General features: G+C 74.9%; 15 protein-coding genes. 13 read left to right on the top strand and 2 right to left on the bottom strand.

Translation table 11 applies throughout. From position 1 onward, the window contains the following. Positions 1–40 precede the first annotated feature (40 nt). Positions 41–2,884, bottom strand: coding sequence for an AAA family ATPase (locus EYB28_RS20535; protein ID WP_166848856.1), 2,844 nt, complete (start codon positions 2,882–2,884; stop codon positions 41–43). 86 nt (positions 2,885–2,970) lie between these two features. Beyond that, positions 2,971–3,186, bottom strand: coding sequence for a hypothetical protein (locus EYB28_RS13600; protein ID WP_166848853.1), 216 nt, complete (start codon positions 3,184–3,186; stop codon positions 2,971–2,973). 356 nt (positions 3,187–3,542) lie between these two features. Here EYB28_RS13600 and hrcA point away from each other — a divergent pair, with 356 nt between their 5' ends. From hrcA to leuA, 13 genes are all read left to right on the top strand, one after another. Beyond that, the gene (gene hrcA / locus EYB28_RS13595; RefSeq protein WP_166848848.1) at positions 3,543–4,670 is read left to right on the top strand and encodes a heat-inducible transcriptional repressor HrcA; all 1,128 of its coding nucleotides are present in this window, start codon (positions 3,543–3,545) and stop codon (positions 4,668–4,670) included. An 89-nt stretch (positions 4,671–4,759) separates the two neighbouring features. Then, entirely contained in the window at positions 4,760–5,884 is a 1,125-nt protein-coding gene (dnaJ, locus tag EYB28_RS13590; RefSeq protein WP_166848845.1) for a molecular chaperone DnaJ, read from the top strand. 28 nt (positions 5,885–5,912) lie between these two features. Then, positions 5,913–6,707: a 16S rRNA (uracil(1498)-N(3))-methyltransferase gene (locus tag EYB28_RS13585; protein ID WP_166848842.1), complete on the top strand. Its 795-nt coding sequence runs from the start codon at positions 5,913–5,915 to the stop codon at positions 6,705–6,707. A 21-nt stretch (positions 6,708–6,728) separates the two neighbouring features. Continuing rightward, a complete protein-coding gene (locus EYB28_RS13580) occupies positions 6,729–7,082 on the top strand; it encodes an HIT domain-containing protein (RefSeq protein ID WP_166848839.1) in 354 nt (117 codons plus the stop codon). 100 nt (positions 7,083–7,182) lie between these two features. Next, entirely contained in the window at positions 7,183–8,262 is a 1,080-nt protein-coding gene (locus EYB28_RS13575; RefSeq protein ID WP_166848836.1) for a PhoH family protein, read from the top strand. Beyond that, on the top strand, positions 8,259–8,711 hold the full coding sequence (gene ybeY, locus EYB28_RS13570) for an rRNA maturation RNase YbeY (RefSeq protein ID WP_166848833.1): 453 nt from the start codon (positions 8,259–8,261) through the stop codon (positions 8,709–8,711). The genes EYB28_RS13575 and ybeY overlap by 4 nt, the downstream gene beginning before the upstream one ends. 7 nt (positions 8,712–8,718) lie before the next feature. After that, positions 8,719–10,086, top strand: a complete 1,368-nt coding sequence (locus tag EYB28_RS13565) for a hemolysin family protein (RefSeq protein ID WP_166848830.1) — start codon at positions 8,719–8,721, stop codon at positions 10,084–10,086. Continuing rightward, positions 10,083–11,069 (top strand): GTPase Era, encoded by a 987-nt coding sequence (era, locus tag EYB28_RS13560; RefSeq protein ID WP_166848827.1) that lies wholly within the window; start codon positions 10,083–10,085, stop codon positions 11,067–11,069. Before EYB28_RS13565 ends, era begins: the two co-directional genes overlap by 4 nt. A 125-nt stretch (positions 11,070–11,194) precedes the next feature. Beyond that, positions 11,195–12,826, top strand: coding sequence for a S9 family peptidase (locus EYB28_RS13555; protein ID WP_166848824.1), 1,632 nt, complete (start codon positions 11,195–11,197; stop codon positions 12,824–12,826). Positions 12,827–12,933: 107 nt separating this feature from the next. Next, positions 12,934–13,977 carry a glutaminase A gene (gene glsA, locus EYB28_RS13550; protein ID WP_240930559.1) on the top strand — a complete coding sequence of 348 codons (1,044 nt, stop codon included), beginning with the start codon at positions 12,934–12,936 and terminating at the stop codon, positions 13,975–13,977. After that, entirely contained in the window at positions 13,974–15,629 is a 1,656-nt protein-coding gene (locus EYB28_RS13545; protein WP_166848819.1) for an MFS transporter, read from the top strand. The genes glsA and EYB28_RS13545 overlap by 4 nt, the downstream gene beginning before the upstream one ends. Before the next feature lie 138 nt (positions 15,630–15,767). After that, on the top strand, positions 15,768–17,579 hold the full coding sequence (locus EYB28_RS13540; protein ID WP_166848816.1) for a hypothetical protein: 1,812 nt from the start codon (positions 15,768–15,770) through the stop codon (positions 17,577–17,579). A 248-nt stretch (positions 17,580–17,827) separates the two neighbouring features. Continuing rightward, positions 17,828–19,609, top strand: a complete 1,782-nt coding sequence (leuA, locus tag EYB28_RS13535) for a 2-isopropylmalate synthase (RefSeq protein WP_166848813.1) — start codon at positions 17,828–17,830, stop codon at positions 19,607–19,609. The last annotated feature ends 279 nt before the right edge of the window (positions 19,610–19,888 follow it).

Raw genomic sequence — 19,888 nt, 5'->3', positions numbered from 1 at the left:
ACGAGTACCGGACTGCCGAACGAGACCGGCCAGCGCGTGGTCAGCGGGGGAGGTGGGCGGCCTGGACGGCGGCCTCGGTGCGGCTGGTCACCCCGAGCTTGCGCAGGATCGCCGAGACGTGCACCGACGCCGTCTTGCGGGAGATGAACAGGCGCTCGGCGATCTGCCCGTTCGTCAGCCCCTCCGCGACGAGGTCGAGCACCTGGCGCTCGCGGTCGGTGAGGCCCGCGGCCGGGCTGCGGCGGCGCGTCCCGGCCAGCCCCGCACCGGAGAGCAGCTCCGTCGCCCAGGCGGACACGAGCCCGGCTCCGATCGCCTCGGCGGCGTCGACCGCGGCCGCCAGCCGGTCGCGCGCGGCGGCGCGGTCGCCCGCGGCCAGGAGCGCCCGCCCGTCGCGGAACAGGGCGTAGGGGCGCAGGTGGGCGGGTCCGCCGGCCTCCACGACGGCGGACCAGGGGCCGTCGCCGAGCTCCGCGGCGACGACGGCGGCCCACGCCGGGTAGGTGGGCCAGTCGGCGCAGCGGGCGAGCGCCGCGCGGTAGGGCGCGTCGTCGACGGGCCTGCCGAGGTCGCGCGCGTGCGCGAGCACCCGCGCCGCGACCCCGAGGAGGGGGAGCAGGTAGGACGGCGCGAGGTCGTCCGGGTCGGTGGCGAGCCGCACCTGGTCGAGCGCGTCGTCGACGTCGTCGCGCTCGAGGGCGAGCTCGGCGAGCGTCGGCGCGACCCGCGCGCGGATCTGCGCCTCGAGGCGACCGAACCGCAGCCAGGTCTCGCGCTGCGCCCGACCTACGCGCTGCGCCTCGTCGACGCGTCCTCGCCACAGCATCAGCCAGGCCCGCCGCTCGCCCAGGTACACCGCGTAGTCGCTGGGGTCGACCAGCGGGACGGAGCGCTCGTACCAGGCCTCGGCCTCCGCCCAGCGGCCCAGCCCGACGAGCGCCTCGGCGACGTTGCCCTCGAGCATGGCGCGGCTGGCCCACCCGGCACCGCGCTCGCGGGCGCGCGCCGCACCGACCTCGGCGATCTCCCGGGCGGCGTCGAACTCCCCGAGCTTGATGTGCAGGTCGGAGGCGTTGGTGTAGTAGTGGCTCAGCGGGTACCAGTCGTCTCCCGCGAGCTCGCGGGCCCGCTCCATGTCGGCGAGCCCGTCGCGGTCGCCTCCGTCGACGCGGCCGATCGCGCGCATGTTCAGGCACACCGACGCGTTCGCGGTGTCGCCCGCGGCCACGGCCGTCTCGTAGCCCCGGGTGGCGGTCTCGACGGTCTCGGCGTCCCGGCCGTCGATCATGGCGTTGCGGGCCTTGACGCGCAGCAGGACGGCGCGGCCCGCCAGGTCGTCGTCGGGGACCGTGGCGAGCGCCTCGTCGGTGATGGCCTCCGCCTCGGGGCTGCCGGCCTTGGCGACCACGTTGGCGAGGGTGGCCAGGGCGCGTGCCTTGCCCGACGGGTCGTCGGCGGGCCACAGGGCGACGGCCTCGCGGGCGAGCGCCTCGGCGCGGTCGAGGCGTGTGGCCTGCTGCAGGGCCGCGGCGACCCGCCGCGTCATCTCGGCCCGGCCCACCCCGGTCAGGCCCTCGGCGTCGGGCACGAGGTCCCACAGCTCGAGCGCACGCTCGCCGAGCGCGACCACCGTGGACGTCGCTCCCGTGGCGTCGTCGGCGGTGACGGCGGCGGACGCCGCGACGAGGGCGCGGTCCGGCACGCGGGCGCGCCACCAGTGGTCGGCCGCGGCGGCGCGGTCGGCCAGGGTGCGCCCCGTGCTCTCCAGGGTCTCGGCGTAGGCCGCGTGCAACCGCCGCGCCTCGCCGGGCAACAGCTCGTCGGCGACGGCCTCCTGCATCAGGGCGTGCCGGAACCGGTAGCCGTCGACGTTCGCGAGCAGCACGTGCGCCTCGACCGCCTCGCGGGCGGCGGTCTCGGCCTCCGCGAGGTGCTCGTCGCCCAGGACCGCGCGCAGCAGCTCGTGCGGCGCGTGCTGGCCCGCCGCGGCGACCGCGCGGCAGAACGCCTGCGCGCCGGGGGACAGGGCGCCGTAGCGCAGCAGCAGCACGTCGCGCAGGGTCTCCGGCAGTCGGGTGCCGGCCGACCCGCCGACGAACTCGGCCAGCTCCTCGACGTAGAACGGCACCCCCTCGCTGCGCTCGACCAGGTCCTGCAGCACGCCGCCGGGCAGGGGCGAGGGCGCCGCGCCCGGGCGCAGCAGGGTCCCGGTCAGCTCGACGACCTCGCCGGGCTCGAGCCGAGGCACCTCCACGGTGGTCACCAGGCGGGCGCGGGCGAGCTCCGTCAGCACGCCCCGCAGCGGGTGGCGTCGCCCGACCTCGTCGCTCCGGTAGCTCACGACCACCAGGACGGGCGCGCCGGGCACGCTGCGCGCGAGGCGGGACACGACCGTGCGGGTCACGTCGTCCGACCAGTGCAGGTCCTCGACGACCACGACGACCGGCCGGCGCCGCGACAGGGCGAGCACCAGGTCGGACAGCACCTCGGGCAGGCGGCCCGTGTCCACGTCGCGGCGTTGCGAGACCAGCCCGGGCGCGATCGCGCCGAGGGCGTCGGCGGCGGGCCCGGCGGCCTCCAGGGTCGCCTCCGCGCCGATCTGCGCCACGGCGTCCGCCACGAGGCCCGCGAGGCCCGCGTACGGGACCGGGCCGGACCCCGAGTCGGCGCACTGTCCCCGCAGGACCAGCGGGGCCGCGCCCGGGGAGCCGTGCTCGGCCGCGAGCGTCTCCTCGACGAGGCGGGTCTTGCCGATGCCCGCCTCGCCCGCCACGACGACCGCGCGGCCGCGGCCCACGCGGGCGTCCGCGACGGCGTCGCGCAGCAGCGCGAGCTCGTGGGAGCGGCCCACGAGCGGGGTCGGTGCAGGGGTCGAGACGCTCACGTCGTCATCGTGCCAGGACAGGGCGGGTCCTGCCGGTGCCCGACCGGTGGGCGGGCGGTCCGCGACGACGAGGGTGGCGTCCCCGCTCACGCGGAGGCGTGGGGCGTGCCGGCGGGCACGCCCCACGCGCCGGCCCCGCCGGTGCGGGACCGACGGTCGCGGCGGGCCCGGCGGCTCGCCGCCGGGGCGGTGGCGTGCCGCGCGTCCGCCCGGCGCTCGGCGACCTCGCGGCGGCGGCCGGCGTCGCGCGCCAGCTCCTCGGTGCGCAGGCGGTGCAGGTCCAGGTGGAGGTTCGCGTCCATGGCGGTCTCCTTCGTCGGGGCCGGTTCGCTCGCGGCCCGGTGGGCCCGGTGCGGCCCGATACGTCTCAGCCTGCGCGTCTGAGGTACCCCGGCGGATCGGTCGACCGCCCTATCTTTCGCGCCCTCCGTCGGGCAGATGTCGGGCAAGGCGTCGGGACGGGCGCCCAGGCCGACGTGGCGGCCCGTCCGCACGCCGGGGCCCGGCCGGGGGTGACGTGGACGACCCCGGCGGGGTGCCGTCGTCGTCCGCCGCGCCGCGTAGGATGGCACTCAGAGCACGAGAGTGCTAAGGATGGGTCGCCCCTCCCGGGCGACCTCGCAGGCACGGGAGGACCGACGCGACGAGGGGAGGACCCGTGAGCGACGAGCGTCGCCTGGCGGTGCTGCGCGCGATCGTGGAGGACTATGTCCAGACGCGCGAGCCGGTCGGGTCGCGCATGCTCACCGAGCGGCACGGCCTCGGCGTCTCGCCCGCCACCATCCGCAACGACATGGCCGCCCTCGAGGACGCCGGCTACATCGCCCAGCCCCACACGTCGGCGGGCCGCGTCCCGACCGACAAGGGCTACCGGCTGTTCGTGGACCGCCTCGCCGAGGTGCGCCCGCTGACGAGCCCGCAGCGGCGCGCCATCGAGACGTTCCTGTCCGAGGCGGTCGACCTGGACGACGTCCTCGGGCGGGCGGGGCGGCTGATCGCCCAGCTCACCGGGCAGGTCGCGGTCGTGCAGTACCCGTCCCTGCGGCTGTCCGGGCTGCGGCACCTCGAGCTGGTCCCGGTCGGCGGCTGCCGCCTCCTCGTCGTCGTCATCACGGACACCGGCCGGGTCGAGCAGCGCTACCTCGACGTCACCGACGCCCCCGGCGAGGAACCCGCGGTCGCGACGGTCGAGGCCCCCGAGGACGGCGCGGCGGCCCCGGTGCTCGACGAGGGATCCCTCGGGGAGCTGCGGGCGCGCCTCAACGCCGCCGCCGCCGGCAAGCGCCTCTCCGAGCTGCCGGCCGCGTTCGCCCGCGTGGTCGCGGGGGTGGCGCCCGACCTGGCTCCGCTGGCCCGCGGGGTGGCCGACCTGGTGGTCGACACCCTCGGCACGGAGGGGGAGGAACGCATCGTCCTCGCGGGCACCGCGAACCTGGCGCGCGCCGACATGCCGTTCACGCACGGGCTCAGCCCGGTCCTCGAGGCTCTCGAGGAGCAGGTCGTGCTGCTCGGGCTGCTCACCGAGATGGTCGGCGAGCCGCGCGGCCGGCGCGGCGACGGCGCCGGCGACGAGCAGCCGTGGGGCGAGGGCGTCGGCGTCCGCATCGGGCACGAGAACCGGCTCGACGGGCTCACCGAGGCCTCGGTCGTCGCCTCCGGGTACGGCAGCGACGGCGACACGGTCGCGCTCCTGGGCTCGATCGGACCCACCCGGATGGACTACCCCGGCACGATCGCGTCCGTCCGCGCGGTCGCGCGCTACCTGTCCCGCGTGCTGCCCGGCTGACCCGAGACCTCCCACCCGACACCCGACCCCTGTCCCGACCACCGCACCACCGCCGTGCACGCCACCGACTCGTCACCGAAGAGAGACCTGTGACCGACTACTACGAGACCCTGGGCGTCGCCCGCGACGCCTCGGCCGAGCAGATCAAGAAGGCGTACCGCAAGCTCGCCCGCGAGCTGCACCCCGACGTCGCCGGGGAGGCCGGCGAGGAGAGGTTCAAGGACGTCGCCCGCGCGTACGAGGTGCTGTCCAACCCGGAGAAGCGCCAGCAGTACGACATGGGCGTGGACCCGACGTCGCCCGGCGGCGCCGCCGGCGGCGGGTTCGGCCAGGGCTTCGGCTTCCAGGACATCTTCGAGACGTTCTTCGGCGGGGGCGGTCAGCCCTCCGGCCCGGTCCCGCGCGCCCGTCGCGGCCAGGACGCCCTCGTGCGCATGGACGTCGACCTGGCTGAGGCCGCGTTCGGCGCCAAGCGCGAGCTGCAGGTCGACACCGCCGTGGTGTGCGGCACCTGCGGCGGCGACGGCTGCCGGCCCGGCACGGACGTCCGGACCTGCGAGGTCTGCCACGGCCGCGGCAACGTGCAGCGGGTGGCGCGCTCCTTCCTCGGGCAGGTCATGACGACGGCCCCGTGCGCCGCCTGCCAGGGCTTCGGCACCGTCATCCCCGAGCCGTGCCCCGACTGCTCCGGCGAGGGGCGGGTGCGCTCGCGCCGGACGCTGACCGTCAACGTGCCCGCCGGCGTCGACACCGGCACACGCATCAAGCTCACCTCCCAGGGGGAGGTCGGCCCCGGCGGCGGCCCCGCCGGCGACCTGTACGTCGAGATCCGCGAGAAGCCGCACGAGACGTTCGTGCGGCGCGGCGACGACCTGCACTGCACGCTGCCCGTGCCCATGACGGCCGCCGCGCTCGGCACCGTGCTGGAGCTCGACACCCTCGACGGCCCGCAGGAGATCGACCTGCGCGCCGGGACGCAGCCGGGGCAGATCGTCACCCTCAAGGGCCTGGGCGTCGGTCACCTGCACTCCGGCGGCCGCGGCGACCTCAACGTGCACGTCGAGGTCCAGGTGCCCACGGCCCTGGACGACGAGCAGACCGAGCTGCTGCGCTCGCTCGCCGAGCTGCGCGGCGAGGAGCGGCCCGAGCCGCGCCTCGCGGCGGCGCACCCGGGCGTCTTCTCCCGCCTGCGCGACAAGCTCAGCGGGCGCTGACGGTGCGGGGGTGCGAGGGGAGCACGGCGTGAGCGCGCCCGTCTTCCTCGCCGACGGCGAGGACCTGGGCGCGCTCGCCGCCGGTGACGTCTACGTGCTGGACGGCGCCGAGGGCCGGCACGCCGGTGTGGTGCAGCGGCGCGGTCCGGGGGAGCGGCTCGACGTGGTCGACGGCGTGGGCACGCGGCTGAGGTGCGTCGTCGACCATGTCGAGTCGTCGGGCCGACCCGAGGTCCACCTGCGGGTCGACGAGGTCGTCGTCGAGCCCGAGCCGCCCGTCGTCCTCACCCTCGTGCAGGCCCTCGCGAAGGGCGACCGGGACGAGCTCGCCGTCGAGGCGGCCGTCGAGGTGGGCGTGGACGCCGTCGTGCCGTGGCAGGCCGAGCGCTCGGTCGTCGTGTGGCGCGGGCAGCGGGCCGCGAAGTCGCACGCGAAATGGGTGGCCACGGTGCGCTCGGCGGTCAAGCAGGCGCGGCGGGCGTGCCTGCCGCCCGTCGCCGAGCCCGTGACGACCCGCCGCCTCGCGGACCGTGTGCGCGACGTCGTCGCGGCGGGCGGCACGGTCGTGGTCCTGCACGAGGACGCGACGACGCCGCTCGCCGACGTGGCGCTGCCGGCGGCGCCCGGCGGGCCGGAAGGCGCACGCCCGGAGCTCCTCGTCGTCGTGGGGCCCGAGGGCGGCATCGCGGACGCCGAGGTCGGCCTGCTGGCCGAGGCCGGTGCGGTCCCGGCCAGGCTCGGCCCGCACGTGCTGCGGACCTCCACCGCGGGTCCGGTCGCCGTGGCGCTGCTCAGCGAGCGGCTGGGGCGGTGGGCGCCGTGACCGGGCGGTAGCGTGGCCGCCATGACGAGCGACGACGTGAACGACTGCCTGTTCTGCAAGATCGTCGCCGGCGACCTGCCCGCCGACGTGGTCGACACGTCGGACCGTGTCGTGGCGTTCCGCGACATCGACCCGAAGGCGCCGGTGCACGTGCTGGTCGTGCCGAAGGAGCACCACGGCGACGTCTCCGTGCTCGCGGCCGCGGACCCGCAGCTGCTCGCGGAGGTCGTCGAGGTCGCCGACCGGGTGGCCCACGACCTCGCCGACGGGCAGTACCGGTTCATCTTCAACTCGGGCCCCCGCGCCGGGCAGAGCGTCTTCCACGTGCACGGGCACGTCATCGCCGGCACCCAGCTCGGCTGGACGCCGGCCTGAATCTCGTGGCGACCGTCGGTGGGGCCTCGATAGACTGACCGTGGGCGGCGGGCCGCTGCCCGCTCGACCGACGAAGGAGTGCTGCGGCGCCAGCCGGACCATGACATCCCTACCCCACGCCTCTGCCACCCATCCCTCCGCCGAGCACGAGCGCACCAGCGAGCACCGCATCGTCGTCCCGGCGCACGTGCCGATGGTCGCCCTCCTCGGCAGCGAGGACGCCGTCCTGCGGGCCGTCGAGGAGGGCTTCCCGGGCGTCGACGTGCACGCCCGCGGCAACGAGATCGCCGTGCACGGGCCCGCCGGCGAGGTCGCCCTCGTCTCGCGGCTGCTCGACGAGCTGGTCGAGGTCGTCGAGGCCGGGACGCCGCTGACCCCGGAGGTCGTCACGCGGTCCGTGCGGATGCTCACGGCCACGACCGCGCAGCGCCCGTCCGAGGTGCTCACCTTCGACATCCTGTCCAGCCGGGGCCGGACGATCCGCTCCAAGACGGTGGGGCAGAAGCGCTACGTCGAGGCGATCGAGGCCAACACGATCACGTTCGGCATCGGCCCCGCCGGCACCGGCAAGACGTACCTGGCGATGGCCAAGGCCGTGCAGGCGCTGCAGTCCAAGCGGGTCAACCGGATCATCCTCACGCGCCCCGCCGTGGAGGCGGGGGAGCGGCTCGGCTACCTGCCGGGGTCCCTGAGCGACAAGATCGACCCGTACCTGCGGCCGCTGTACGACGCGCTGCACGACATGATGGACCCCGACGCGATCCCCAAGCTCATCGAGGCGGGGACGATCGAGGTCGCACCCCTGGCGTACATGCGTGGAAGGAGCCTCAACGATTCTTTTATCGTTCTTGACGAGGCGCAGAACACGTCCACCGAGCAGATGAAGATGTTCCTCACCCGCCTCGGGTTCGGCTCCACGATGGTCATCACGGGCGACGCCACGCAGGTCGACCTGCCCGGCGGCACGACCTCGGGGCTGCGGGTGGTCGAGGACATCCTCACCGGCGTCGACGACGTGGAGTTCTGCCGCCTCACCTCGTCCGACGTCGTGCGGCACCGGCTCGTGTCGGACATCATCGACGCCTACGCCCGCTGGGACGTGGCGTCCGGGACCGACGGACGCGGGGACCGGCAGCGCCGGCCGGGCCGGCCGCCGCAGGAGCGGAGGGCCCGGTCGTGAGCATCGAGGTCAACAACGAGTCGGGCGCCGAGGTCGACGAGGCCGAGTTCGCGGCGCTCGGTCGTTTCGTGCTGGACACCCTGCACGTGCACCCGCAGAGCGAGCTGTCGATCCTGTTCGTGGACACCGAGGCGATGACCGAGCTGCACGTGCAGTGGATGGACGAGCCCGGCCCCACCGACGTGCTGTCGTTCCCCATGGACGAGCTGCGGCCCGGCAGCGAGGCGGAGGAGACCCCGCCCGGCACGCTCGGCGACGTCGTGCTGTGCCCCGAGGTCGCGGCCCGGCAGGCCCAGGTGGCCGGACACTCCACGGTCGAGGAGATGCTGCTGCTCACGACGCACGGCATCCTGCACCTGCTGGGGTACGACCACGCGGAGCCGGAGGAGGAGAAGGAGATGTTCGCGCTGCAGCGCCGCCTCCTGCTCACCTTCCTCGCGGGTCGATGAGCGGCCGATGAGCGGCTTCGTCGACGCCCCCGACCTCCTGGTGGTCCTGGTCGGCGCGGTGGCGCTGGCCCTGGCCGGGATGCTGTCCGCCGGGGAGGCGGCGGTGCTGCGCGTCACGCGCGCGGCCGTCGCCGACGCGGTCGCCGAGGCGGAGACGTCCGACCGGCTCTCGGAGACCGCGCGCCGCACCCGCCTCGCGCGGCTGCGGACCGTGCAGACCCTCGTCGCCGACCCGCCGGCCGCGGTGGCGGCGTTCGCGCTCGTGCGCCTCGCCGCGGAGGCGGTCGCCCTGGCCGCGGTGACGCTCCTGCTCGTCGACTGGTTCGACACGTGGTGGGAGGTGCTGCTCGCCGCCGCCGTGATCGGGCTGCTCGCCGGTGTCGTGTTCGTCCGGCTCAGCCCGCGCGCGCTGGGGCTCCGCCGCCCCGTGCCGGTCCTCGCCGCCCTCGCGGGGCCGTTGTCGACGGTGCACCGCGGCGCGGCATGGCTGACCCAGCGCACGACCGAGCGTGACCAGGACGCGCCGGCCGCCGACGACGCCCTGCGCGAGGTGGCCGAGCGGGTCCGCGAGAACGAGGCCATCGAGGACACCGAGACCGAGCTGATCCGTTCCGTGGCCGAGCTGGGCGGCACCCTCACCCGTGAGGTGATGGTGCCCCGCACCGACATGGTGACCGCCGCCGCCGGCACCCCGTTGCGCAAGGTGATGCGGCTGTTCCTGCGCTCGGGCTTCTCCCGCGTGCCCGTCGTGGGCGACGACGTCGACGACCTGCGCGGCGTCGCCTACCTCAAGGACGTCGCCCGGGTGCTCGACGCCGACCCCGCCGACGCCGACCGGCCCGTGTCCGAGGTGGCGCGCGGCGCGGTGTTCGTGCCGGAGTCGAAGCCCGCCGACGACCTGCTGCGCGAGATGCAGTCCTCGCGCTCGCACATCGCCGTCGTCGTCGACGAGTACGGCGGCATCGCGGGCCTCGTCACCGTCGAGGACGTCATCGAGGAGCTCGTCGGCGAGCTCACCGACGAGCACGACACCGTGGCCGAGACGGAGCCCACCGACCTGGGCGACGGGGTGTTCCGCGTCCCGGCCCGCATGCCCGTCGACGAGCTCGGCGAGCTCTTCGACATCCGGCTCGACGACGACGACGTGGACACGGCCGGCGGGCTGCTCGCCAAGGCGCTCGGCAAGGTTCCGCTCGCGGGCGCCGCGGCCGACGTCGGCGGCCTGCACCTCGAGGCCGAGCGCGTGGAGGGCCGGCGCAAGAAGCTCGCGACCCTCGTCGCCCGCCGGGCGCCGCGCCCGTACGACCCCGCAGAGCACGACCCAGCAGCCGGCGACGTCGTCGCCCGGCCGGACCAGAAGGACGCCCCCGCATGACCACCGAGACCTCCGAGCCGACCCCCGACCCCGCCGGGACGCCCGGCCCCCACCGCTCCGGCTTCGCCTGCCTCGTCGGGCGCCCCAACGTCGGCAAGTCCACCCTCACCAACGCGCTCGTGGGCGACAAGGTCGCGATCATGTCCGCGCGCCCCCAGACCACGCGGCACACCATCCGCGGCATCGTGCACCGCGACGACGCGCAGCTCGTCCTCGTGGACACGCCGGGCCTGCACCGGCCGCGCACGCTGCTCGGCCAACGCCTGAACGACCTCGTCTCCGACACGCTCAGCGAGGTCGACGTGGTCGCGTTCTGCCTGCCCGCCGACCAGAAGGTCGGCCCCGGCGACCGCTTCATCGCCCAGACGTTGGCGCCCCTCATGACGGGGCGCCGCGCGGTGCCCGTCGTGGCGGTCGTGACCAAGGCGGACCTGGTGGACCGCGGGCGGCTCGCCGAGCACCTCATCGCCGTGGACCAGCTCGCCCGCTCCCTGGACCGCGAGTGGTCCGCCATCGTGCCGGTCTCGGCGCGCGACGGCTACCAGGTGGGCGAGCTGACCGACGTGCTGGTCGAGCACCTGCCCGAGGGCCCCGACCTGTACCCCGGCGGCGAGCTCACCGACGAGCCCGAGCAGGTGATGGTCGCCGAGCTGGTGCGGGAGGCGGCGCTGGAGGGCGTGCGCGACGAGCTGCCGCACTCCCTGGCGGTCGTGGTCGAGGAGATCGTCGAGCGGGAGGGGACGGGGGACGTCGAGCAGGGCCGCCCGGCGCTGCTCGACGTGCGCGTCAACCTCTTCGTGGAGCGCGAGTCCCAGAAGGCGATCGTCATCGGCAAGGGCGGCTCCCGCCTGCGCGAGGTCGGCACCACCGCGCGCCAGGGGATCCAGAAGCTGCTCGGCACCCGCGTGTACCTGGACCTGCACGTCAAGGTCGCCAAGGACTGGCAGCGCGACCCCAAGCAGCTCCAGCGGCTGGGCTTCTGAGGCGACGGGACCTCGGGACCGGCTCGCCGGGCCACCGGCGCCGGTGCTCCCGGGGGGACGTCCTCCGAGGCCGCGGGGGGTGCACGGGGGCGTCCCGTGGCGGTGGCGCCGAGTAGCATCGCTGCGTGGTGTTCCGGAATATCGCGACGACCGCGGCGATCCTCGTCGGCCTGGCGCTCACGGGCGCCGTCGCGGGACCCCAGTGGGACCCTGTGCCCGTGACGGACCACCTGGTCCCGGCCAGTGCCGACACGGCGGTCCGAGGTGCGACGGGCGAGGTCGACGCCGTGGGGGCGTTCGAGGTCAGCGAGACGCCGGTGACGATCCCGCTGGACGGCACCGAGGTGGGCGGTCTCCTGCGCCGGCCCCTCGGCGACGACGGACGCGTGCTCGCCGACCGCCCCGGCGTCGTGTACGTGCACGGCGCGGGCACGGGGAAGTCGAGCGAGGCGTTCACCGAGTCCGCCACGGCGCTGGCGAGCGCGGGCGTGGTCACCCTGGTGCCGGACAAGCGCCTGGACACGTACACCACCCGGGACCGCGACTACGTCGCGATGGCCGCGGACTACGAGCACTCGGTCGACTTCCTGCGCGGCACCACGGGCGTCGACGCGGAGCAGGTCGGCGTCTACGGGGAGTCCGAGGGCACGTGGATCGTGCCGGTCATGCAGGCGAAGGACCCGGCGATCGCGTTCACGATCCTCGTGTCGGCGCCCGTCGTGCCGCCGCGGCAGCAGGCGGCCTTCGCGGTCGACAACTACCTGCGCAACACCGGGGTGCCCGACCAGGTGTTCCGGGCGATCCCGCGTGCGGTCGGGATGCAGCTGCCGGGCGGCGGCTTCGAGTACGTGGACTTCGACGTGCGGCCCTGGCTGGAACGGCAGACGGCGCCGGTGCTCGTGGTCTACGGCACCGCGGACCCGTCGATGCCGATCGAGCAGGGCGCCCGGCAGGTCATCGCCGACACGGCGGTGAGCGGTGCCGACGCCCCCGTGACGGTGCGCTACTACGCCGGGGCCAACCACGGCATCAACGTGCCGCGCGACGGGGGCCTGCACCTGCACGAGGACTTCGGGCGCGACGTGGCCACCTGGGTGCAGGGCCTGCCGGGCACGGCGGACGCGTCGCCCCGCATCGCGGGGGACACGCCCAACCAGCTCTACCTCGCCTCCGCGGTGCCGCAGCCGCAGTGGTGGGGCAACGGCGACATCGTGCTCGGCGGCGTCGTCGCCGGCGCCGGCCTCGTCGTCCTCGGTCCGCTCGTGTGGGCGGTGCACACCGGCGTGCGGCGCACCGTCCGGCGGAGGTCGCCCGCCCCCGCCCCGCGGCTCGCCGCGGGGCTCGGCCCGGCCCTCGCGGGGCTCGGCGTCGGGTCGCTGGCGACCATGGTCGCCCTGGTCGCCTACCTCCTGGCCGTGGCCCGGCTGGCCCTCGACTACCAGAGCGACGACCTCGTGGTGCAGGGCGGCTGGGTCGGCGTCCGCCTCCTCGGCGTCGCGACGGCCGTGGCCGGGGCGCTCGTGGTGCGCCGGGTCGCGGACGCCCGCGCCGCACGCCGGACCGCCGCCGCGGGCCGGACCGACGTCGAGGCGCAGCCGGACGACGTTCCCGACGCCGCCGGCACGCGGATCGACGCCGAGGCGGGCGTCGTCGTGCGCGGCTGGCCCGCGCACGTGACCCTCTGGAGCGTGCTGGCCGGGTCCGTCTCGCTGCTGTTCACGCTCGCGTACTGGGGCGTCTACCAGCTCGGCATCTGAGTCGGCGGCCGGACCGGTCCCTGCCCAGGTCGGGGCGCCCACCCCACCGGATGCGCTCCGCGGAGGCTCGTGAAAGCCTCGGCGCAGACGGGCGTGAGGGAGGCGGAGTGAAGGTCGAGGGCACCGACGTCGCGCAGGAGGTCTCGACGGGCACGTTGCCCGGATGGGACCGGGTGGAGCACCTCGTCACCGACGCGCACGACCGTTTCCGCGACGACGCGGACGGCGAGGTCGCCGACTACATCCCGGTGCTCGCCGAGGCCGACCCGGGGTGGTTCGGCGTCTGCGTCGCGGAGTCGGGCGGGGACGTGCACGTGGCCGGGGACACGGACGTCGAGTTCTCCGTCCAGTCGATCTCCAAGGCGTTCGTGTACGCCCTGGTGTGCCAGGCCTTCGGGCACGAGGGCGTGCTCGAGCGCATCGGCGTCAACAACACCGGGCTCCCGTTCAGCTCGGTGATGGCCGTCGAGCTCAACAGCGGGCACCCGATGAACCCGATGGTCAACGCGGGCGCGATCGCGACGACGGCGATGATGCCCGGCTCGACCTCGGCCGAGCAGTGGGAGAACGTGCGGCGCGGTCTGTCGGCGTTCGCGGGCCGGCCGCTCGAGCTCGACCGGGCGGTCTACCGGTCCGAGTCCGGGACCAACATGCGCAACAAGGCGATCGCGCGGCTCCTGGAGAGCTACGGGCGCCTCCCGGTGGACCCGCTCGAGGCCGTCGACGTCTACACGCGCCAGTGCGCGCTGCGGGTGGACGCCCGCGACCTCGCCGTCATGGGCGCCACGCTGGCCGACGGCGGCGTCAACCCGGTCACGGGTGAGTGCATCGTCTCGGCGCAGGTCTGCCGGGACACCCTCGCGGTGCTCGCGTCGACCGGGATGTACGAGCGCTCCGGGGAGTGGCTGTTCGAGATCGGGCTGCCCGCCAAGTCGGGCGTCTCGGGCGGCATCGTCGCCGTCGCGCCGGGCAAGGGCGCCATCGGGACGTTCTCGCCGCCGCTCGACGACGCCGGCAACAGCGTCCGCGGCCAGCGCGCGACCGCGTACCTGTCCCGCGCGCTCGGGCTCAACGTCTTCGCGTCCGCCGCTCGCGTCCCCCGACGTGGGGCGGACCATCAGGTGAGCCGGCACGGGACGGGGACCGCATGACGACGACCGCACGAGACCCGGGCACGGCCGCCGGCGCCGAGGAGCGCCGGTCCTGGGTGCCGATGGTGGGCCTGTTCCTGGCGCAGGTCCTCATGTCGTTCAACGTCGCGGCGCTGCCCGTGTCGATCGGGGGGATGGTCGCCGACTTCGGCGTCCCGCCCACGGTCGTGAGCTCGACGATCGTCGTGTACGGGCTCGCGGTCGCGGCCCTGGTGATGACGGGCGCCAAGCTGGGGCAGCGGATCGGGTGGGTCGTCGTCTTCCGGTCCGTCGTGGTCGTCTTCGCCTGCTCCGCACTGCTGATGATCCTCTCGCCGACCGTCGGGTGGGCGATCGCCGGGCAGGCCCTCGCGGGCGCGTCCGCGGCGATCATCGTGCCCGCGCTCGTCGCGCTCATCGCCGAGAACTACCGGGGCGCGCAGCAGGCGACGGCGATCGGCTCCCTGGGCTCCGCGCGCGCCATCTCCGGGGTCAGCGCGTTCTTCGTCGGCGGCGCGCTGGGGACCCTGGTCGGGTGGCGGCCCGTGTTCGGCATCGTCCTGGCGCTCGCCGTCGCCGTCTTCGTGCTCAGCTTCCGCCTGCGCTCCGACGGCGGCGACCCGGGGATCCGGATCGACCTGGTCGCCGCGGTGCTCATCGGCGCGGCGATCGTGACGCTCACCCTGGGCTTCAACAACCTCAACGCCTGGGGGCTGTTCTACGCGAGCCCGGACGCGCCGTTCGACGTCCTCGGGATGTCGCCGGCCCCGGTGCTCGTCGTGGTCGGGATCGTCCTCGGGCAGGTGTTCTTCGCCTGGACCCGGCGCCGCATCGCGGCGGGGAAGGTGCCGCTGGTCGACCTGAGCGTGCTGGGGCGGTCCAGCGAGCGGGCCGCCGTGTACGCGATGTTCGTCGTCGTGGCGCTGGAGGCGGCGCTGAACTTCACGGTGCCGCTGTACATCCAGATCGTGCAGGGCCGCACGCCGTTCGACACGTCGCTGGCGATGATGCCGTTCAACCTGACCGTGTTCGTCACGGCCACGCTGATCGTGCGCTTCTACAAGCGCTACCCGCCCCGCACCATCGGGGTGTTCGGGTTCGTCCTCACGACCGTCGCCCTCGTCTGGCTCGCGTTCGTCGTGACGAACAACTGGGAGACGCTCCCGACGATCCTCGGCCTCTTCGTCTTCGGCGTCGGGCAGGGCGCGCTCGTCACCCTGGTGTTCAACGTCCTCGTCACGGCCGCCCCCACGCGGCTCGCCGGGGACGTCGGATCGATCCGCGGGACGACGCAGAACCTCGCCTCGGCGGTCGGCACCGCCGTCGCCGGAGCCCTGCTCGTCACGATCCTCGGCGTGAGCGTCGGCAGGGCCGTCACCGAGCATCCCGAGCTGCCGCCGTCGCTGGTGGCCCAGGTCGACCTCGACAACGTGAACTTCGTCAGCAACGACGACCTGCGCGACGTGCTCGAGGCGACGGACGCGAGCGACGCGCAGGTCGACGCCGCCGTCGAGGTCAACGAGGAGTCGCGCCTCGGCACGCTGCGGCTCGGGCTGCTGATCCTCGCCGGCGTCAGCGCGACCGCCGTCCTGCCCGCGAGCCGGCTTCCCCGGTACCGTCCCGACGAGATCCCCGACCCGAGTCCCGCGGCAGGTCCCGACCCGAACCCGTGACGGTGCGGGTCGTGGCCCGATGATGTGGCGGTGTGATGAAGACGGGTGCGCCTCGTGTGTCGTACGGGCCGGGTCTCGGGTAGAAACGTGGCGGGCCCGTCCTGGGCCCACGCACCTTGGACCGAGGAGACCGCACGTATGACCGACACCGCCGCCTCCGACGTCGGGCGCTCGCCGTTCGAGGGCGTGCCGCCGCGCGCCCTCGTGCGCGACGTGCTCGCCGTCGTCGGCATCCTCGTGGCGCTCCCGATGCCGTGGGACCTCACCCACCGCGGCAGCGACCGGCTCGAGGTGGTGCTCGTCTCCGTCCTGGCGCTGCTGACCGTCGTCGTGCCGTACCTGCGGCGCGCGGGCCTCGGAGCCCCCTCGTGGGACGCCCTGACGTCGCCGCGCGCCCGGCTCGTCGGCTGCGCGCCCTACGTGGTCGTCGCGGTGGCGTACCTCGTGCTCGACGGAGTCCGGCCGGCCGGCGCGGACGGCGCCGTCGGCGCCGGCGTGGTCCTCGGGCTCACCGGAGCCGTGCTCGCCGTCGCGCCCACCTGGCGCCTGACGCTGCCCGTGGTCGCGGGCGTCGTGGCGCTCGGCGCGCTCGCCACGCCCGTCGTCTCGCTGATCCAGGGCGCGCCGTGGCCGGACACGGTCGTGGGCGTGCTCAACGCCGCCGTCGTGCTCGGGCTCCTGTGGCTCACCGCGGTCGACTTCTGGCGCGGGAACCTCGTCGGCGGGCTGCTGCTCCTCGCGCTGGGTGGCGGGGTGGCGCTCGAGCTCGTCCTCTTCGCCGGGGGCGAGGAGAGCCCGTGGTTCGAGACGGTCCACGGCCAGCGTCTGGGCCTGCTCCTGCTCCCCGTCGTCGCGGCGTGCGGGGCCCGCCCCGTCCTGGAGGCCGCAGGCGCCGTCGCGGCCGAGCCGGAGCACGAGCGGGCCGCCCGGTGGGTCTCGGTGGCGGTGCGGTCGCTGGACCTCGTGATGCTGGTGGCCGGCTTCGTGGCGCTCGTCGGGCTCGTCCGCCTCGTGGGGGACGGCGTCGCCGTGAGCTTCGTGCTGCGCCTCGTGACGGGTGCGCTCATGGTCGCGGTCGCGTTCGCCGCCCGCCGGGCCCTCGAACGCGACCCGCGGACGGGGCACACCACCGCCGTCGGGGCCGCCTTCGTCCTCGTCGTGCTCGGCCTGGTGATCGTCGTGGCGCGCTCGGGCCTCGGCACCCGCTCCAGCGTGGAGGAGCTCCTCGTCACCTTCGGGCTGCCGGCCCTCGCCCTCGTGGCGCTGCTCGTGCCCCCGTCGGTGCGGGCACTCGTGGCGAGCGAGCCGGAGCCCGAGCCCCAGCCCGAGCGCGAGCCGGAGCCCGTGGCCGCGACCGCGCCTGCGACCGGCCAGGTGCCCGCCGCCTCCTGGACCGTGGCGGCGCCGCAGCAGCCGGGCTCCCCGACGGCGGTGGGCTACGCCCCGAGCGGGGCGACGCCGGTCGCGACGGCGCAGGCGCCGATCGACGCGACGCAGCAGATCGCGCCGGTGCGCGACACGCCGTCCGGCGCGACGCCGTCGACCTCGCCGCGGGCCGTCTCGGCGCAGGCGCCGATGGACGCGACGCAGCAGATCGCGCCGGTGCGCGACACGCCGTCCGGCGCGACGCCCGTCGTCGACGCCGGGCCGGTCGCGGGTGCGGCGCCGGCGGGCGCGTCGCGCGCCACCGAGCCCGTGTCCACGGGGCCGTCCGGGGGCGACCCGACGCAGTCGCTGCCGCCCGTCGTCGACGTCCCCGGGTCGCCCTGGACCGCGGCCCAGGCCCTGGACCCGGCCATCCCGCTGGCCGACCTGGCCCGGATCGTCGCCGAGGCGCCGCACCTGCGCCCGTGCGTGGCGGCGAACCCGTCGACGTACCCGGCGCTGCTGGACTGGCTCGGCGCGCTGGGCGACCCCGACGTGGACGCCGCGCTCCGCTCGCGCCGCTGACCCGGGTCTCGTCCGGGCGCCGGCGACGCGCCCGGACGGCCGGAGTGACCCGGCCCACCCACGGTGTACGGTGTCCCTGTGCATCGCACGGTGAGCCTCCTCCTTCGGTGCCGCGGCGGGGCCCACTAGAGGCCGGAACCCCGCCGCGGAGGTTCGTCGTGCCGGCCGACAGGTCACGACCGTCGGAACCGATCCGGGCAACAGCCCTCGGGGGACGGTCACCGCACCCCACCGAAGGACGCCTCATCATGCAGAACCCGCACCCCCACGGCATCGCCGGCGCCAACCCGCAGCGCCCCTCCGGGATGCCGTACACCCGCTACGCCCCGTTCCACGAGCAGATCACCGTCGACCTGCCGGACCGGACGTGGCCCGACCGCCGTATCGAGTCCGCGCCCCGCTGGTGCGCCGTCGACCTGCGGGACGGCAACCAGGCCCTGATCGAGCCGATGGACGCCGAGCGCAAGCTGCGCATGTTCGACCTGCTCGTGCGCATGGGCTACAAGGAGATCGAGGTCGGGTTCCCGTCCGCGTCGCAGACGGACTTCGACTTCGTGCGGACGCTCATCGAGTCGGGCCGCATCCCGGACGACGTCGTCATCCAGGTCCTGACCCAGTGCCGCGACCACCTGATCGAGCGCACCTACGACGCGATCCGGGGCGCCAAGCAGGCGATCGTCCACATCTACAACTCGACGTCGATCCTGCAGCGCGAGGTCGTGTTCCGCACCGACATGGACGGCATCGTCGACATCGCCCTGCAGGGCGCGCGGCTGTGCCGCAAGCTCGAGGAGACGATGCCGGAGACCACCGTCTACTACGAGTACTCGCCCGAGTCGTACACCGGCACCGAGCTGGAGTTCGCCGCCCGCATCTGCAACGAGGTGCTGGACGTGCTGGAGCCGACGGCGGAGCGCCCGGTCATCGTCAACCTGCCGGCGACGGTCGAGATGGCGACGCCGAACGTGTACGCGGACTCGATCGAGTGGATGAGCCGGAACCTCAACCACCGCGAGAACGTGGTGCTGTCGCTGCACCCGCACAACGACCGCGGCACGGCCGTGGCGGCCGCCGAGCTGGGCTACCAGGCGGGCGCGGACCGCATCGAGGGCTGCCTGTTCGGCAACGGCGAGCGCACCGGCAACGTCGACCTGGTGACGCTGGGCATGAACCTGTTCGGGCAGGGCATCGACCCGCAGATCGACTTCACCGTCGGCGGCGGCATCGACGCGATCCGCCGCACCGTGGAGCACTGCAACCAGCTCCCGGTGCACGAGCGCCACCCGTACGTCGGCGACCTGGTCTTCACCGCCTTCTCCGGCTCCCACCAGGACGCCATCAAGAAGGGCTTCGAGCACATGAAGGCCCGGGCCGAGGCCGAGGGCAAGCCGGTCGACGAGCTGACCTGGGGCGTGCCGTACCTGCCGATCGACCCCAAGGACGTCGGCCGCTCGTACGAGGCCGTCATCCGCGTCAACTCGCAGTCCGGCAAGGGCGGCGTGGCCTACCTGCTGTCGTCCGAGCACTCGCTGGAGCTGCCGCGGCGCCTGCAGATCGAGTTCTCCGGCGTCGTGCAGCACCACACGGACGCCGCGGGCAGCGAGGTCACCGGCGAGGACATCTGGCGGATGTTCACCGACGAGTACCTGCCCGTCGAGGAGGGCGACCCCCGCGGCCTGGAGCACTGGGGCCGCCTGACGCTGCGCGAGACCCGCACGACGGCGTCCGAGGGCGGGGTCACCACCCTGTCCGTGGACGTCACCGACGACGGCGTGGAGCAGACCCTGACCGGCACGGGCAACGGCCCGCTCGCCGCGTTCGTCGACGCGATCTCGCACGTCGGCCTGGACGTCCGGGTGCTGGACTACGCGGAGCACGCCCTGTCCGAGGGCGGCGACGCGACCGCCGCCGCGTACGTCGAGTGCGCCGTCGGCGCCGACGTGCTGTGGGGCGTGGGCATCGACCCGTCCATCACCACCGCGACGCTCAAGGCCGTCGTCTCCGCCGTCAACCGCGCGGCCCGCGCCTGACCGGTACCGGCCACGTGGCGCCCGCCGTGACGCGGGCGCCACGCGGGGGCGTCGACCTGGTTCAGACGGAGACCGAGTGGTCGGCGTGGCCCTACGCTTCGGCGGCGCTGGGGTACGTCGCGGTGGACGGTGCTCTCTTGGAGGGCGGTGTCGTTGCTGTGATGAACCCTGACGCCACCCACCTCGTGAGCGTCATCTTCCGGGTCCCCGCGGGGACGCTGGAGGACTCGTGGCAGTACGAGGTGCTGCGCACGATCCGCCCGGCACCATGAGTGCGGC

It is taken from the genome of Isoptericola sp. BMS4 (assembly GCF_011634835.1).
In the GTDB taxonomy this organism is placed as follows: domain Bacteria; phylum Actinomycetota; class Actinomycetes; order Actinomycetales; family Cellulomonadaceae; genus Isoptericola.
The sequence above is the reverse complement of the archived record's forward strand: the minus strand, read 5'-3'. Positions and strand labels throughout refer to the sequence as shown.